The sequence below is a fragment of the Sphingobacterium sp. JUb20 genome, assembly GCF_004342035.1.
Classification (GTDB): domain Bacteria; phylum Bacteroidota; class Bacteroidia; order Sphingobacteriales; family Sphingobacteriaceae; genus Sphingobacterium; species Sphingobacterium anhuiense.
Genome location: NZ_SLYV01000003.1, coordinates 65,872 through 83,877, shown reverse-complemented (window position 1 = coordinate 83,877; position 18,006 = coordinate 65,872). Strand labels below are relative to the sequence as shown.

The 18,006-nt window shown below is 38.4% G+C and carries 13 protein-coding genes; 7 read left to right on the top strand and 6 right to left on the bottom strand.

Annotated features, from left to right (window positions below):
• Positions 1-47: 47 nt before the first annotated feature.
• The 5 genes from EDF66_RS06340 to EDF66_RS06325 form a co-directional block, all read right to left on the bottom strand.
• Positions 48-1,241: a FecR family protein gene (locus tag EDF66_RS06340; protein WP_132841376.1), complete on the bottom strand. Its 1,194-nt coding sequence runs from the start codon at positions 1,239-1,241 to the stop codon at positions 48-50.
• A 148-nt stretch (positions 1,242-1,389) separates the two neighbouring features.
• A complete protein-coding gene (locus EDF66_RS06335; RefSeq protein WP_132841375.1) occupies positions 1,390-2,019 on the bottom strand; it encodes an RNA polymerase sigma factor in 630 nt (209 codons plus the stop codon).
• 71 nt (positions 2,020-2,090) lie between these two features.
• Positions 2,091-3,320 (bottom strand): thioredoxin family protein, encoded by a 1,230-nt coding sequence (locus tag EDF66_RS06330; protein ID WP_165902386.1) that lies wholly within the window; start codon positions 3,318-3,320, stop codon positions 2,091-2,093.
• A 362-nt stretch (positions 3,321-3,682) separates the two neighbouring features.
• Positions 3,683-3,847 carry a hypothetical protein gene (locus EDF66_RS26055; RefSeq protein ID WP_165902385.1) on the bottom strand — a complete coding sequence of 55 codons (165 nt, stop codon included), beginning with the start codon at positions 3,845-3,847 and terminating at the stop codon, positions 3,683-3,685.
• 75 nt (positions 3,848-3,922) lie between these two features.
• Positions 3,923-5,632 (bottom strand): FISUMP domain-containing protein, encoded by a 1,710-nt coding sequence (locus EDF66_RS06325; RefSeq protein ID WP_132841371.1) that lies wholly within the window; start codon positions 5,630-5,632, stop codon positions 3,923-3,925.
• Positions 5,633-6,259: 627 nt separating this feature from the next.
• Here EDF66_RS06325 and EDF66_RS06320 point away from each other — a divergent pair.
• The 5 genes from EDF66_RS06320 to EDF66_RS06305 all read left to right on the top strand — a co-directional run bounded on the left by EDF66_RS06320 (position 6,260) and on the right by EDF66_RS06305 (position 10,622).
• A complete protein-coding gene (locus EDF66_RS06320) occupies positions 6,260-7,144 on the top strand; it encodes a serine protease (protein WP_165902384.1) in 885 nt (294 codons plus the stop codon).
• Positions 7,145-7,345: 201 nt separating this feature from the next.
• Positions 7,346-7,480 (top strand): hypothetical protein, encoded by a 135-nt coding sequence (locus EDF66_RS26435; protein ID WP_259194515.1) that lies wholly within the window; start codon positions 7,346-7,348, stop codon positions 7,478-7,480.
• 134 nt (positions 7,481-7,614) lie between these two features.
• The gene (locus EDF66_RS06315; RefSeq protein WP_132841368.1) at positions 7,615-8,127 is read left to right on the top strand and encodes a hypothetical protein; all 513 of its coding nucleotides are present in this window, start codon (positions 7,615-7,617) and stop codon (positions 8,125-8,127) included.
• 711 nt (positions 8,128-8,838) lie between these two features.
• Entirely contained in the window at positions 8,839-9,468 is a 630-nt protein-coding gene (locus EDF66_RS06310; protein ID WP_132841366.1) for an RNA polymerase sigma factor, read from the top strand.
• Positions 9,469-9,479: 11 nt separating this feature from the next.
• Positions 9,480-10,622, top strand: coding sequence for a FecR family protein (locus tag EDF66_RS06305; RefSeq protein ID WP_132841364.1), 1,143 nt, complete (start codon positions 9,480-9,482; stop codon positions 10,620-10,622).
• Positions 10,623-10,957: 335 nt separating this feature from the next.
• On the opposite strand, the gene EDF66_RS06300 is transcribed toward EDF66_RS06305, so the two are convergent.
• Positions 10,958-12,421 carry a sulfatase family protein gene (locus EDF66_RS06300; RefSeq protein ID WP_132841362.1) on the bottom strand — a complete coding sequence of 488 codons (1,464 nt, stop codon included), beginning with the start codon at positions 12,419-12,421 and terminating at the stop codon, positions 10,958-10,960.
• A 603-nt stretch (positions 12,422-13,024) separates the two neighbouring features.
• Here EDF66_RS06300 and EDF66_RS06295 point away from each other — a divergent pair.
• Both EDF66_RS06295 and EDF66_RS06290 read left to right on the top strand, forming a co-directional pair.
• Entirely contained in the window at positions 13,025-16,327 is a 3,303-nt protein-coding gene (locus tag EDF66_RS06295; protein ID WP_165902383.1) for a SusC/RagA family TonB-linked outer membrane protein, read from the top strand.
• A 19-nt stretch (positions 16,328-16,346) separates the two neighbouring features.
• Positions 16,347-17,993: a RagB/SusD family nutrient uptake outer membrane protein gene (locus EDF66_RS06290; RefSeq protein ID WP_132841359.1), complete on the top strand. Its 1,647-nt coding sequence runs from the start codon at positions 16,347-16,349 to the stop codon at positions 17,991-17,993.
• Positions 17,994-18,006: the final 13 nt, after the last annotated feature.

Genomic DNA, 18,006 nt, shown 5'->3' with positions numbered 1-18,006 from the left:
TAAAATTTAGCCTTAGCCGAATTGTATCCTATTGTTGGGTTATTAACTCATGAAATATAAACCTTTCGCCCTTCGACTTTAAAATCTACACCGCCCAAAGAACTCAGGAACTGTAACACTGTTGAAAGATTATGTGATCTAGAGATAGTACCTATTATTTTTTCCGCCGGTTTTCCATTCAAATAAATCACTTCAACGTCATACCAGCGACTGATTGTTTTCATCACATCTTCGATGGTCTGTTCTTCGAATCTAAATTCATTGTTTTTCCATGCGATTATAGTTTCCACATCGGTATACTGCACTTTTATGCCTTCCGAATCCTTTACTATGGCCAACTGATTGGGTTTGAGAATGACACTGTTAGTCAATTCACCTCGCTTTACTTCGACTTTCCCTTCCAATAAAGTCGTCCGTACAGTCTCCTCATCATTATAACTACTGATATTAAAATGTGTGCCCAGTACGGTTACTTCCTGTAGTTTAGACTCAACCACAAAACGACTTTTACTCTTTTTTACCACCTCAAAATAAGCTTCCCCATCAAGTTTTACCTTTCGCAGTGTATGATTCACACCCATAGCGGGAGCATAAGTCAAGCTTGAGGCCGCATTCAGCCAAACCTTGGTGCCATCCGGAAGTGTTAATTGGCAAGTTTCACCCCGCTGGGTCGAAAGGGTATTTGTTGTGTTGGCATCTTGCGCTTTTCCAGTACTTTTGTAAATAATCTGCCCATCTTCGGCCTTAATAATCTCCACCCCTGATTCTCGTGCCAGCTCGCCTTTTGAGGCATCATTCAGGAGGATCTTTTGCCCATTCCCCAAGGTTAGCGTCGCGGCCTTTTTCCCTGGACTCATATCCTGCTTTACTGCTGTTGCGGATGGATTATTGCGCCCAGCCATATGACTATAAAAATAACCGACTCCCATAGCAAAAAAAAGAATACTGGCCGCCCTAACTATCCTTCGCCATCTCCACACATTATTCCCCTGCTCCCCCCCTATAACTGAGACACGTTTTAGGCTCCTCAAAATTCTGCTTTTAAGCATATGAACCTCTTTCTGGGACATCTCAACTTCGGATGTATCATGCTCCAATAACTGGGCTTCTTGCCTGAGCATGGAAGACCATTCTTCAGCATACTCCCCCTTGCGCAAGATATCGAATACTTCGTCCAGCTCGTCTTGACTACAACAGTCATAATAATATTTTGTAAATAACGCTACTACCCGTCTGTTCATAATTTAGCTGTTAACATAAACTATTACAATTGCTGTTGATGCAATAACTATGCATAGTGAAAATATTTAGAAAAAGAACTAGCGCTTGCTAGATAAAGGATGATAAGCGACAACTAAATCTATTAGAAGTGAATAAATAAGTTAAAAGTCATAACATTAGACTTGTTATAATCAATGCAAGAGTCTGTTGTCCAGCCATAAAATCTTTGATATTTTTAAGGGCTTTCCCCATTTGGTTGTTCACAGTGCTTTCTGATATGCCTAGTTCATTGGCTGTTTGTTTATGACTGAGACCTTCTATTTTACACCGCAAAAACACTTCACGGCATCGCGGTGGCAAGTCTGCAATCGCTTGCTTAAGCAAATTGTTGCTTTCATTATATGCCACTAATAGTTCTGTCGAATGCTCTGATGTAATCGCATATTTTTGAATTTCGTCCAAAATCCTTCTTTCATGCTGCGCACGTTTCAAAAAATTCAATAAAACCCGTTGTGCCACTGTATACAAGAAGGGCCTGAACGTTTTTTCGGGATCTATTGTCATACGATTTTCCCAAATCCTGATAAATGTATCATGTAAAATATCATCAGTTAGTTCGGGTGATTTCGCAGTCTTTAAGATAAAATATTTAAGCGCTCTAATGTTAGAAAAATACAATTTACTCAATGCACTAACATCATCTTGCTGTAGTCGCAGCACAAGTTCTCTATCGGGGAGATTATAGGTAAATTTCTCCATTTCTATATCTGATTGCACTTGGTATTCATCAATACTCATCGATTCTCATATCTATCCACCCGCAATTGGTCTCACGATTTAAGACTCAGCAAGCTTTGAAAGAGTATTTTTTAAATAGATTGTCCCGCTTTTAATCTATTCAAAGAGACTATATAAGCCTCCTTTTCAGCGTCTTTTGAGTTTTCAATGGCCTTTTGCATCCAATCCATAGCTTTTGTTTTTTCACCTGATTTGTAAAGCAAAGAGGCATAGGTGCTCATATACTGGGCTGACGCATGCTCCCTCGACAAAAGTAGCTTGGTCCATCCCAATGCTGCTTTTATACAGTCGACATCTATACAATGTTCATTAATGGATTGTACATAGATATAAAGGTGCGAATCGTGAATTTTTTGGTCTTCATCCTTTATGGTCAAAAATTCCTGAACAGCATCTTTCAATGCAGGAAAATTTTTTGTTTTATTGTAATACTGACAAGCAATCAGCCTGATGGATTGTGATTCATGCGCAAATGGGTATTCCTGTTCGAATTTTTTTCGAAATTTATCAAAATCGATACCTTCTTTCACTTCTAGACCGGGCTTAATAACTGAGTAGAAAAGAACATTGTTTAATTCCTTGCGCGCTTGTTCATTTTCTTTAAATAGTCTTTCCGCAATTTTTGGTTCGTTTTTCAAAACTTTCAATGCTGGCGATTCGGCCGAGTCGATCTGATGAATGAGATAAGAAAAATATTTGGATGTAAGCAACTTGTCAAAACCGATATCATTTATGATCTGCTTAGCTAACTGCTTATTCCTCGCATCATAAGATGCCTTCATGGTCCGAAGTGAAAGATCAAGATCAACATTTCCTTCTTGGTACTTTTCGACCAAAGTAATATATTGTGTTTCCGGATTCATTGATTCTTCAATACTTTTAATAAATTCATCGGCATCAGAACCTCCTACCCACCTATGCACAAGCTTTCCATTTGGACCAAAAACTAGGAATGTTGGAAATGCAGCTATCTTATGCTCCGCCGCAATTTTTTTAGCATCATCATACCAAGACTTCACTTCTTCGCTATCATTTTTGGTTTGATCCATTTGCAGTTTAACACTGATGAAGTTGCTATTCAATACATTTCCAACCTTCTCTTGGGGAAAAACCTTCGCAGTCATGGTCTTGCACGGTCCACACCAGGTTGTAAAACAATCCACAAAAATATATTTATTTTCAGCCTGCGCTTTGGCTTTGATCTGATCCCATGTCAATTTATGCTCAAAATGCACTCCTTTTTCCTGTGACATCACAAATAGAGAGGGAAGGAAAAATAAAACGAAAAATAGGGTTTTCATATTTAGTTTGTTTAATTTATAATTATTTTCTACCATTAAGTACAGAAGACCTAATAAGATTAGTACAATTAAAAAACGCACAATAACTATACAGTGCGTATTTTTTTTAAAGCGTTTCCGTAATTTTCAATTTGGGTCGCCCAACTTATCGCAGATATAATATTGCCTGAGATCTGTTAACCTCTGGATCTGAACCAATGGACATAATGACGGTTGACAAAATAAATTGTCCCTAAATTTTTAGAATTTCATTTCCTTCCGCTTACATCAAAACAAATGGGCTCATATATAAACAACCCTGGGCTACACGAAGAAACCCAGGGTTGTTTTGAATTCAATTCAGCAATTTGGAAGACAAACTCTTACCAATCAATGCTTCTTGAACTGTCTTCTACTTGCCATGATTCTCCAATACTGCCACTTTCACTTTGTGTACTAGTCTGTGCAGCAGAACCTGCAGCAATGCTATATTCAATTTCGATAACCTCCGCTTCTATGCGAGGTTGTATATAATTTTTCTTTTTCATTAATCTTTTAAATAAATCATTTTATTAAATTTGTACCGTCTGTTTTTAGTCTATCACCGGAATGGTATCATGAACTTATTCTGCGATACAACGCAAACAAGTGGCCTGTAAAGCTAATGCGGCATTAGGACCATTTGAACCTACTGTAACCGATGTAGAGGTCATTCTTAAGTAGCGAAATGTATTGTTTACCCGATCACTCACCCATGCACTTCCGTAAGAACCTCTATCTGTAATCCCGGATGCCCTGTATGAACTTCCTGAGGTCGTATAAGTAAAATAGCCCTGGAAAGGGAATATAAGTTTTACATTAGCATTTCGTTTACTTGTAAAAACTTTCAATCCGTTGAAATTAGTACTGCTATTCGTAAAACTACCTGAATTCGTTTGGATCGTCCAGTTGATCAGATTCTGATATTCGGCAGCCGTAGGCACACGAAATCCTGCAGGACAAGGATCACTTGTGGTATTTTTCACGGGTGCAGCTTGAGTTCCGGAATTCCAAGGATTACCAGCAGCAGGAGTGGCACTCCAACTGGTGTTTACAGTATTTGCAGCTCTTGCAGCAACAGCTGGTTTTTTCCCCCATTGATAATAGTACCCATGTTGGTCAGAAATATAAGGCGTTACATCAGGATCACGTGTCGTACCTGCCCCTAAGTTAGACCGCATCCAAATATCGCCGTTGATCCGCGCAGCTAACTGCCCATTGTGAGTCAGGTAGATATCTTTCGGATTAATTGTTAGGCTCAGGTTGTATTTTACACCTGGCATGATCTCTAAATCACTGATGGCATCGGCAGGAATAGATTGATTCAATGGACCTATAGTCAAATTTGATATTACAAAACTACCCGTAGTCGTTTCAGTATTTAAGGACACAGGTGTCGCCGTAACGATTTTGGTACCAAAACCAGAAAATGTAAGATTCACATTTTGAGCTGTTCCAGAACGAGTTAAACTTCCGTCTGCCAAGTTAATATTGGCCGTAGCATAATGTGAATTGAAATTTGAGGTAAGTGCCGTGATGTTATAGCCTGTTGCTGTAGCATCCATGCTAACATTTATCTGGCTAAACTTATGAGCGAAAACAATGCTCAAATAATTTGTAGCTCCGCTGGTCAGCACTTTTGTTGTATTAAAATACATCAAGTCTGTATTACCATTAATCCCTGTGATCGAGGAGGTCGCTAATGTTTTGCTGGTCGGATCGGCAAATGTAATGGCAGGTAAACTTGACGCGCTATTCAGCGAATATACTACGAAGGTATACGTTTTGCCAGATTCAAGTGTTAGTTCAGCTGTACTTGATTCTTGCCCTCTGACGTAATCACGTTCTGTCAGATATTTTTCATCAGCGTCGTAAACTGCTACTTTATATTTTACGCCACTGTTGACATCATTCGTTTCAGAAGCAGCCTTGGTGGAACCTATTAACGATCGCTGTGTGTTGGGTAAACTATCTGACTGAACAACTGAAAGTTCAGCTGAAAGCGTAAATTCATCATTCAGAGCCACTAATTTCCGCTGAACAGTGCTTACAGTATTTACTCCTTTTTTAGGTGTAGATGCTTTAATCTGTATGTCTTTAGCCGCTTCAAATTTATCGCTAGCAACACTCACATTCATCGTGGTTTTGCCCATACCCAATCCACCTTCTGCTTCATTTTTACTACATGAGGAAATTAGTAATAATAAGGTTAAAATAGATAATGTGGAAAATAAATTTGACATCCTGCTCCTACACAACTCTATCAGTTGTCGATTTTTTAATGTTTCTTTCATTTTTTTGTTAAAGTTAAATAAGAATAAATTATATAATTGTTGTTATTGTTTGAGCAATCACACAAATTGGTGGTCACAATTTTTGTTTTTAAAAAAGTGAATTCAAAAAAATGCATAATTATGCCACCACAGCGTTCATAAACGACGTTATAAATGAAGTCATATCTCATTAAAGATTACAGCTGAATTTATTTGATTCCTGAAATATCGTCTTGCTTGATTGGGCAGGCCAATTAAAAAAAGATCTGTGTGGTAAATACATATTTTTTCATAGTGATGCTGGGAAGACGTGTCGTCGATCAAAATGTCCCTAACTTTTTATAAAATAATTTTTAGAATTAGTTTTTTTTTTCTGCTGCTTAAAAAATCCAAATCATATCTACCTTATTTCTAGCTAGATGCCAATATCATCTCGAAGTAAATTTTTTTTGAATAAAAATCTTTTTATGGATCTATCGCGGTATGGAATTTTCAATAAAAAAAATTTTTAGGGGACATTTTTTTATCGGGATCGTTATTGTTATGTAAACTGTGACTTTTGACTAAAGGGGAAGAAGTATTTCTCATTAAAGTTGATAAGCTTAGATTATGAAAAACAAAAGATTATTTAATATAAAAACAATCGATATGATATGTAAATTTTATTTGATGCTCGGACTTTTTATTTGTTTTGCGGGCACAGCAAAATCGCAGGACGAGAAAATGGAACTGAACCACTACAAGGATAAGCTATTGACACAAAAATCCTTAAGTGATGATCTCGATAGTGTTGCATCCCATCATCCAGAATGGGGGCGCACAGCTTTCCAGGCAAAACAGGTAACGGGAAAAGCAAAATCAAAGATTGATATCAAAATACCTGATGCCCACAAACGAAAATTGTCTGGAGAGGATATGTACGCCAAAGCCAAAGATGGCGTGTTGATGGTAGGCAGGTACTATAATTGCGGTCACTGTAATAATATGCATGCGGATGTAATGGCTACAGCGGCAGTTTTGACCAGTGATGGTATCTGTGTCACGAATTATCATGTGATAGAAAATTTTCTTCCATCGGATAATGCAAGATCAAAACTGGACAGCATCTATTTTTTAGGTGGATACGATGGCAGTGCATATCCAATTACAGAGATTTTGAGTTATGATAAAGTGGGTGATGTTGCTATTGTAAAAGTAGATCCACGCGGAAGGAAGCTGACTGCTATTCCGCTGGGTAAGGCACAGTATCCTGGTGCACACGTTCGTGCGATTACTCATCCTAAAGGATATGTTTATTATTACAGTGAAGGTGTAGTCTCGAACAATACCATCAACGCGAAAGAACCGTCTACGCGCCGTATGCAAATTACTGCTGATTATGCACAGGGATCCAGTGGCGGACCAATATTTGATGAGGCGGGTAATCTTGTCGGATTGGTATCGACCACACACTCGCTATTAGCTGACACCTCTCATCAGATGACGGTAAAAAACACGATACCAGTGGAAATCATACGTGATTTGTTCAAGTAACTCAATGATTTAACTTTTATGTAGGCTTATTGACTCCGCGATTCAATAATTTGGAAACTTAATGATATAACTATGTGGGCATAACGTTAAAAAAGTTCAAATTATATTTCTTAAGTTTTGTAAACTATGTTCCTAATATGTTAGCGAGAGAAGCAGCATTTGACTACTAACCATACATGATGTCAATAATGAATTGACATCATGTATAGTATACTTAGTTTTCTACAAAATATGCTCATTAATCCGAATGGAATTATCGTAGCTGCAAATTTTTGCGGTGAGGATGTAAATGAAAAACTTGAGGAGATCTTACATTGGCCGACCTCTCTTCAATAAAATTTAGGTGATACACAAACGAAATTTATGAAAGACAGATCCGTTATCATGAACAGATAAAATCCTTTAAAATTTGAGGGACATATTGTTACTACAGCCGTCTTATCTAAAAGGATGCTAAAAAAGGTAAGACAATGAACGAAGCATATATCCACGAGCTATTAACCAAGTATATTGCACGCAAATGTAATAAAGAAGAATACTTTTTGATTGATCTTTGGTATACACGATTGGGTAATGGCATGTACGACTTAAATAATGAACATATTGATTTAAGGCTAAGCAAACTAGATGGGCGCATCCATATGATAGCACGGGGTATTTATAATAAACAAAGTCCATTTGTTATGCTGTGGCATAGCATTACTCTTATCGCGGCACTAGCTCTTTTCATTGGGGGAAGTATATTTTATCTTTGGCATATTAAACAAGACGTTTCTCTAGATCATGCAGCTCCTGCGGGAACAAATACGAGGATAATATTAGAAGGTAAAACCGAAATCACGCTAGATGAATTGTCACCATCAGATATTGTCAATAAACAAAATTACTGCATCATCTGCCATAAAAATGATGGTATGGAGTACTTTCCCGTTAAAAATTCAAAAACTCACAATTCTCAAAACTCTATTAACTGGTATTGGTGATCTCGTAAATATTATTCTTTCGGATGGCACCAAAGTGTGGCTCCATGTAGATGCCCCCATCACCTTCCCCATTGCATTCAGTGATTCTTCTTGAGATGTACATTTAAAAGCTAAGGTCTATTTTGAAGTCAAATTTAATCCTTTACTAAAAACAAAAAGTCTTCTTTGTCAACACACAAGACTATACACGACAAGTATTAAGAATAGATCTGTCGTCATTACCGACAAAAGGGGGGCCAAGCTACGCTCTAGAAAGACAGGTAGCTTTAGAAGCTAGTGGATATTTATTTGGTGAGCCAACAGTCCTTTTCTCCGCTACTACCCTTTTTTCCCAGTGAACAGTACCGAACAGTAACTGGTGGAGTTAACATGCATGCTCAAAGATGGAATTGGGGTGATAGACTGGAATTAGTTATACAGCTAAAAATCTCATCATCTAAAAACAAGATGCAGCGTTTAGTTCATTTACTTTTTGAAAAATAGATGGTTTTGTTCTTAAGTTTTTTACTTATATTTTTAATACTTTTGAATTGCTCGGCCAGCGGTTTCATGGAAATAGGAATACAATTTATATCGGATTATCTTTAATTGTATCATTTGCGTAATTTTGGTTTTGGGTAGCGGTTATAGCTTCATCTAAAATCTTTTTTTTTTGTATATTCTACAAATTTTACATTATATTTACGCGATGATCGATACAACGAAGCCTCTATGCAAAGGGACAATTGCTCACTGAAAACTGATAGCGAATTGTTGGCAGAAATGGCCAATGGAAATGCTTATGCTTTCACGACATTATACGATAAATATAAGCGTTCACTTTACCTGTTAGCTTTTCGCCGTCTTGGTGATAAGGAACTGGTGGAGGATATTCTGCAAGAACTTTTTTATAAAATTTGGAACGGGAGAGCTAATCTAAGTGGTATTGCTAATTTTTCTGGTTACATCCATCAGGCTCTTAAAAATCAGATTATCGATCATTTTCTACATCAGCAACATGTACGGAAATATGAACAATTTTTCCAAAAGCAGACACAGTATACAGAAGGAACAGATCAAAGGGTACAACATGCCACTTTTCTTGAACGTATATTTGAATTAATAAGTGATCGTGTACCTCTGGGGAAAGAAATTTTTCGAATGAGAATGCTAGAAGATAGAAAACCGGATGAGGTTGCACTGGAGCTAGGATTATCTGAAAAAACTGTAAGGAACAGACTTTCGCTAATATTAAAAGGGCTTAGGGAACAATTGCCATTGTGGACTATATGGTTACTTTTCACAGCGGAGAGTGAACGTATTATAGCAACCTTATTAACTTTTTTTAACGGACGATCATAAAAGGATCAACAATGAAAAGCATTCAAACACTATTACAAAAATATAGAGAAGGAAATTGTGACGAACATGAGTCGGAACTTGTTGAGCTGTGGTATAATTCATTAGAAGAAGGGAAAGAATTTATTTCTGACAAAATACTAGAGGAAAGACTTTCCGGTTTGGACAGTCGTATTAAGACAATTTTAGAAGTTAAACCTGCACGCCGTAAATTAAATGTTTGGAGGCTGAGCATTGCAGCTACGCTATTACTAGGTGTTGGAATAGGAGCCTATGTCCTATGGCAATCTTCACAATCTTCAATTATCGACTCCTTGCCCCTTGAGAATAAAAATACCAGAATTCTGTTAGAAGATAATCGCGAGATTAAAATGGACGACTTATTACCCAACGATACGTTAAAGAGCCGTTTTTATCAGATCGTAAAACATACTGACGGTGGAATCGAGTACTTAACTACAAACGAAGCATCACCTTTAGTTTACAATACCATTAAAACAGGGCCTGGTGGCGTAGTAAATATTATTTTGTCTGACGGCAGCAAAGTGTGGTTAAATGCGAATTCATCGGTCTCTTATCCTGTTGCATTTGGTGATTCTTTTAGAGATGTATTATTAGTGGGAGAAGGTTATTTTGAGATAGCACCACAAAAGCAAAAAAACAAATCAATACCTTTTTTTGTAAAAACACCGACCTACTCGATAGCAGTGCTAGGTACAAAATTTAGTGCTGGAGGTAGCGTTGGGCATTTTAGAGCTACACTTTTGGAAGGAAAGATCGCTTTACAGAAAAGCGTAGTTCCATTGGGACAACAGGTAACCGAGAATTTTCAAACTTTACTTAAACCTAATCAGCAGTACAGAGAAGAAAGTGGCGGACAGGTGATTACTTTAGCAGATCCTGAATTGGAACTAGATTGGAAGGATGGTTATTTCAATTTAACAGGAAAGTCATTTGTTGAGCTGAGCAGTGAACTTTCTAATTGGTATGGTGTTAATTTCAAACTTTTGAATGGTACTGAAGAACCTGCACTCTATGGTGAAATAAATAGACAAAGGCCTTTATCGGAGGTCCTCAAGTTTATAACAGAAGTAAGTGATCTGGAATTTAAGGAAAAGGATAATATCATCGTCGTCCAAAGAAAACAAAAAAAATAATTACAACTCTATATTCCCCCAGATAATAAAACCTCCAGAGAGCAAACAACAAAAGGTCTCAGGGATGTTCGATCATCTAACGGAGCAAAGTTGGAGCGTTTCATTTTAAAATTTTATTTCGAATTTCCTACACACACCAATATCTATTTATCTTTTAGGTATAGTTTACAATATATTATCAAAATTTGATAATTTCAGTATTTACAGGCCCATACTAATTGCGTCAATTAGTTTTTCGTTTTTACCATGTTGTATAGATTGCTCATAATTTCCCAAATTACACTTGATTAACTGTGATAAAAGTGATATTCTTTCATTTAAGCTGTAAAAAAACTTTAAAAATCAAAAATCCTAGATTCCAGCTCTTTGATTATCTGAGGAATCATTGCAGCATTCTCTTTACTTAAATTTTTCATCTCAGTTGGATCACTTTTGATATCGTATAATTCATAAGTCCAATCACCATTTTCCTCTCGGTTTGGTATCAATTTCCAATTTTCAATACGCATAGCGTATTGACCCGAATAAGTATGATGTATCAATTCTTTTCTGTGCCGCGAAGAATGTTCATTGCGCAGCACGTTAGCAAAACTTTCGCTATCCTTCCCTGATTGCAAAGGTTCTCCAATAATTTCAGATACTGTAGCCATCAGATCTAAATTAGATATAAGTGCCTTAGAAATCGCTCCAGCTTTTATTACGTCTGGCCAATAAACAATAAACGGCACTCTATGACCGCCTTCATGCAGTGATCCTTTGTAACCTTTTAGTTCACCACAGCTTTTATGTCCATAATCATTCCCGTCATCACTAACTTTGGTCGCTCCGTTATCGGAGGTTACAATAATTATCGTATTTTTTTCAATTCCAAGTTCTTTTAATTTATCTCTAATCTGACCTATACTCCAATCCAATTCAAACACCATGTCGCCTCGATCTCCAGCTTGGCTTTTTCCTTTAGCGATGGAAGAAGGAGTGCATGGTCGATGGGGAGCTACGGGTGTGTAATAAATGAAGAAGTTTTTCTTTGCCAAAGCTGATTTTTCTATAAAACTAATAGTTTCTTGTGTTAATGTGGGGCCGATGGCAGTATCGGTCCAGTTTTGCACCATCCACCCTTCATGAACCTCCAATCCAGAAGTTCCTGGTACAGTAGGCTTATTAGCCCCACGCCATTGATTAGGGTTACCAAGGGCATACCTGTTTTTGATATATGCATATGGTTCCATATTTTGCCCGCCCAATATGCCAAAAAAATAATCGAAACCTAAATCATTAGGTCCCCCATAAGTGGGGGTCGTAAAACTGACATTCTTTGTACCTTTCAGACCTTCCTCATGATAGTCCTTGGGCACCACAAAAGAATAACCGGTTTGTTTTAAAAAATTTACTCCCAAATGCCATTTTCCTATTGCAGCAGTTTGATATCCTGCTTTTTTGCAGATATCGGCAATAGTGACTTCATCACTATTAATTAACGGAGTATCGTAACCTGACCAAAGAACTTCCTTTTTCAATGTTGATTTCCATGCATATTTACCATTGATTACGCTATACCTAGAAGGTGTACAAACAGAGGATGCTGAATGAGCATCTAAAAATAACATTCCACCTTGGGCCAATTTATTTATATTAGGAGTAGGAATTTTTGATTTTTCGTTATAACACTGTGGGTCGCCATAGCCCATATCATCCGCCATAATGAAAATAATATTGGGTTTATCAGGTTTAAACTGAGCAAAAGATTCATTATAAAATAAAAATAACAGGAATGCTTTTAGTAAAATAATTTTTCTCATACTTAAAATATAGCTATTTATTTAAATAAAATGCAATCAAAAACAATAATTCCTCCGCAAAAAACACGTTATCAAGATGACAGAAATATTTGAGGGATAATTATATTGAATATTAATTTTGAAATATAAAACGATCGAGAAAGAAAAATGTCCCTTATAATTATAGATGTGTATCTATCCATAAATTAATCAACAAGCATTATGCATTTTTTCTCCTAAAGTACAGGAAGCCCTAACACGCTGTCCTTTTTGCACCTAACCATTCGGGAATTTCATCCTATTGACTACACATAGACCATGTCCAAAGAGGGCGGCTAATTCGATTCGCCTAGATAGTCCATATAAAATAAATAGGTGCTTCTAATATAAATTAGTGATTGGGGCGATATGTCCAGGTTATTAATAAGCCATGCGTTTTGTACAGAAGCCTAATTGTTCTATTTAATTTAATTTCGGAATTAATTAGAGATGCTGTCATAGTTTTTTTTTCTAACGGGTATATACTATAAATTACGCTAACTTAATTTTGACCTCATGAACTCAAGTAAAATTAGTTTTTTGCAAAGGCTTTCTACAAATATCATATTATTATTTTGCTGTTCTATGCTATCGATAGAAACAGCTAAGGGGCAAAATTTGACCTTACGATTTAATGATGCGAGTCTTGAGAGCGTGCTGTCAGCCATTAAGAAACAGGGGGGGTATAATTTTGTGATCAATGGTACCCTATTGAAGGAAAGCCCTAAGATAACGGTCTCTGTCTCGTCGGTTTTGGTAGATTCGGCATTAAGCGCTATTTTGCAACATAGTTCACTGAAATATAGAATCAAAGGCAAAACTATTATTCTCACTAAAAGAGAAGAAGTGAATACCAGCATAAATGTCTCGCAAGAAAACATTTCGCTAAGTGGCACCGTTGTAGATTCATCTGGAGCTACGCTTTCCGGGGCAACGATACAAGTGCTGAAAACTTCCAAATGGCAGGGTAGCAAGCAAACGAAAACAGGAGCTGACGGTAGGTTTACGCTTGATCAGATTCCAGCGGATAGCAGACTGTTGATTTCCTTTTTAGGTTATACAACCCGTCGTATTGAGGCCACAGCGCAACTTGATCGTATTATCTTAAACCGTGAACTATCAGCGCTCGATGAAGTTTTGGTCGTTGGATATACGACAAGTACGCGTCAGGATAATGTCGCTTCTGTTGTCCAAGTAGATGCCAAGGACATTGCCCGGCAGAACGTAAGTGATCTTGGTGATGCCATTGTAGGAAGGCTTCCTGGACTGACAGTAACCAGATATGGAGGATCACCAGGAGAAAGTCCTGTGTTTGACATTCGCGGACAGAACACACTTTCCACAAGCGACAATAGTCCATTGCTCGTCATCGATGGAGTTCCAACGAATAATAAAATATGGTCTGCTCTAAGTCCACAAGACATTGAGAGTGTGTCTGTCATAAAAGATGCTTCGGCCGCGGTCTATGGTGCTAGAGCTGCCAATGGGGTGATTCTGATCACCACCAAACACGGTAAAAAAACACGACCTGTATTGCAATATAACGGCAGTGTGAATCTCGAATACCCTACCCGTCTACTGCGTCCGCTTGATTCCTGGCAATGGGCAACGCTATTTAATGAAGCACAGATAAACGATGTCAGGCTTCCTGACGGAAATATTCCGCAGGAATTTAATCCCGTTTATTCCCCACAAGATATTCAAAAATTCAGGGATGGCTCCGATCCTGATCACTTTCCCAATACCAACTGGTGGGAGCAAACTATTCGAACCCCGGCAGTCAACCAGCTACACTCGCTTTCAATTCAAGGCGGAGGAGAGCAGTCAAACTATTTTGTTTCCGCTTCCTATAACAATCAAGGGGGCTTATTGCGCAATGTAAGTAACAAGCGATATACCCTACGGTCCAATCTTGATTTTAAGGTAAACAGCAATCTTAACTTCGGTGTAGACCTATCAGGGGCGATCAATGACACGAAAAACCCTCCAGGATCTACAGTAACAGATTTGGTAGAGACCCCTCCAATTTACGCAAATCAGTATGCCAGTGACCCGTCCAAATACGGCGGATATTTTGTTGGCTCAAATCTTTTTAGAAATCCCTATTTCGCTACGATAAATGGCGATTATAATAAGTCCAGTGAGAGTTATGTGACTGCGATCTTGCGTGGTGAGCAAAAATTTTCCTTTATAAAAGGATTATCATTAAAAGGTACATTAAGCTACTTCCGCAATAATAGTGCGGAAAAAAACTGGCGAAAAAATCCGGTTATCCATACGGATGACGGCACATACATCCGTATGGGATCATTTGACGGTGCATCTTTGGAGCAGAGTACTGAGATGACAGACAATTTAACCTTTGATGCACAATTCATCTACGATCGAACGCTAGATAAGCACCATATTAAGGGACTACTTCTCTACAATCAAACAAAAGAGCGTTACGCTGTTTTAGGTGCAGATCGATATGACTTTTATTCGACAGCCATTGATCAGATTAACTTTGGCGATGCCAATAACCAATTTACATCAGGAAGAGAGACGAGTAATTCTAGAAAAAGTGTCGTCGGTCAGTTTGGCTACAGATACGATAGCCGCTATTTGTTCGATTTCACATTTCGTTATGATGGCTCTTCGAGCTTTCTTCAGCGGTGGGGCTTTTTCCCTGCCCTATCAGCTGGATGGAATATTGCAAGAGAAAGCTTTATGAAAGAGCAGTTGGCCTCTGGCCGTATCACTATGCTCAAGCTACGTGCTAGTGCAGGTATCGTAGGGAATGACCGGATCAATCAGCCCTATGGATATCTTGACAGGTATTCACTATTTTCCAACGCACTTGTGATTGATGATCAAGTTGAGGGCGAAGTTCTTCTGCGCGGGATCGGGAATACCTCTATCACTTGGGAAAAAGAGTATTCATATAATACCGGTTTAGACTTTGAGTTTTGGAAAGGACTCCTTGGCGGTACTTTGGAGATTTTCTACAAGAAGAGGAGCGACATTCTTAATACGCCATCAGGTGCCTTTCCTTTTACATTTGGCGCGGCGCCACCCTATGAGAACAATTCGATCGTTTCTAATAAAGGAATGGAGCTGAGTTTAAGTCATCGGCATACTATTGGTGGCTTGAGTTACACAATACGTCCGAATATTGCTTTTTCGAGTAGTAAAATTATATCTATCCCCGAAAAGCAACCCAATGAGCTTCTGGTGCAAAGTGGACGAACACAAGATTATTATGGTTTTGGTCTAATCGCCTTAGGTTTATTCCAAAACGCAGAAGATATTGCACAAAGTCCAAAACAACTGTTCGGGAATCTTCAGCCCGGAGACATCAAGTATGCGGATATTAGCGGGCCTGATGGTAAGCCTGACAATGTTGTGGATCAATGGGATCGTACTCGCATCGGCAAGCCGAGCCTTCCCCGTCTACAATATGGATTAGGTGCTGATTTCAATTTTCAATCATTTGATTTCTCGCTGTTCTTTCAAGGAGTAAGCCGGACAAATCTCTATTATTCATCCTCACCGGGGGTAGCCTTTACTCCATTTGCGAATACGGCTTACGAGCACCATTTAGATAGATGGACACCAGATAATACTGATGGAACATATCCAAGGCTATCCTTCGGTAGTGCTAATAATACGCAGCAATCTACCTATTGGCTACATGATGCATCGTACCTTAGGCTAAAAAGTGCTATGCTTGGTTATCAGTTCAACAACAAGATTTTACAAAAGGCAGGATTCAACAGCATTCGTTGTTATGTAGCAGGCTACAATCTTTTGACCTTCGATAAAGTTGATATTGTAGATCCGGAGATAGGTGGTGGTACATACCCATTACCGAAGACATTTACATTTGGAATGGAAGTCAAATTTTAACTTTTAAAAACTAAGACAGATGAAAAAAATAATATTCATTCTCTTTGTGGCGCTATCATCTTTCGGCACATTGTCCTGCAGTAAAAATTTTTTTTCACACCAGCCGGACTTTTATAGTGAAGAAAATGTCTTTAACAATGTAGATCTGGCCGAAAAGGCCGTAAATTCGTTGCTCGCCCGCAGGATGATCGAGACTGACCTTGTCAAAATTTCTCTTATGAACATAGGCGGAGATGATGTAACGACCAAGGTTGTAACATCATTTGCACAATTTGCTAACGGGGATATGAACCCGACGAGTTCCCTGCCAATTAATCTATGGCAGAATTCATATCGACAAATACGGATGGCAAATAAACTCTTAAGTTCTCTCGAAAACAAGACCGAGTGGGGTACATCCAGGGATCAGCTTCTCGGAGAAACGTACTTTATGAGAGCTTACTATTATATGGAACTCTTAAATTTTTTTGGTGGAAAAAATTTAGGTGTTCCGTTGATTTTGGAAGCCATGGATCCGGATGACAATATCTTCATAGACAGAAGTTCCTATACAACATGCGTGAATGCAGTCTATGCAGATCTTGATCAAGCGATTAAATTACTATCTACACCAGCCCAATCTACTGTTAATCGTCCGAATCGGGGCATAGCAATGGGTTACAAGGCAAGGATGGCGCTCTATGCTGCGAGCATAGAAAACAACCCCACCAATGATCAAAAGCTATGGCAATTTGCGGCACAAACTGCTAAAAATTTAATTGATAGCAATTATTACAGCTTGCATACAGATTATGAAGACATTTTCCTGACGAACAATCCTGAGATTATGTTTTTTTATAAATCTGATAATCAAATCGTCGCACATTATACCGATGCATTTATCCAATCACCGGCAAACCGAGGGCAAACAGGGATAGTTCCTACTCAGGAGCTGGTGGATAGCTATGAAGTGATTGAAAAGGATGGCAAAGCCGTTGCATTTGACTGGAATAATGTGTTACATGCCAGCCAGCCCTATCATAACAGAGATCCACGATTTGCGGCTTCCATACTTTACCATGGATCAACTTGGGTAAATGGTAATGGTGGTAAGCGACTGATAGACGTTTCAGCCACTGGTATAGATATAACGGCTAACCTTCAATATTCAACACCAACAGGCTATTACATCAAAAAATCAGCCGATCCCGATTATTTCAGACGCACAAATAGTGGTGGTACGTTGAGCTCATTGACAAATTTTATAGAAATGCGATATGGAGAGGTTATCTTAAACTATGCGGAGTGCCTCCTAGCACTAGGTCAAGCACAGGAAGCGGTACATTATGTGAATCTTATTCGAAGTAGAGAGAGTGTTAATATGCCGGCACTTAAAGCAGATGAGCTAAGTTGGGAGCGGTATGTCAATGAGCGTAAGGTTGAGTTAGCATTTGAGCGGCATCGTTATTTTGACGTTCGGCGCTGGGGGCAGTCTGCTAAAGTTTTCAACACGAGTTATCATGGTGTAAACGTGTTGCTTGATGATGTCGGAAAGCCAAGTTATATACTCAAGCAGGTGAATCAACGCTCCTATCCAGCAAAAATGGATAAGCTCCCAATCCCACAATCCGATGTTGATATTATACGGTCTGCCGTTCCTAGTTTTCAACAAAATCCAGGTTGGTAGGTGGCAATAACAA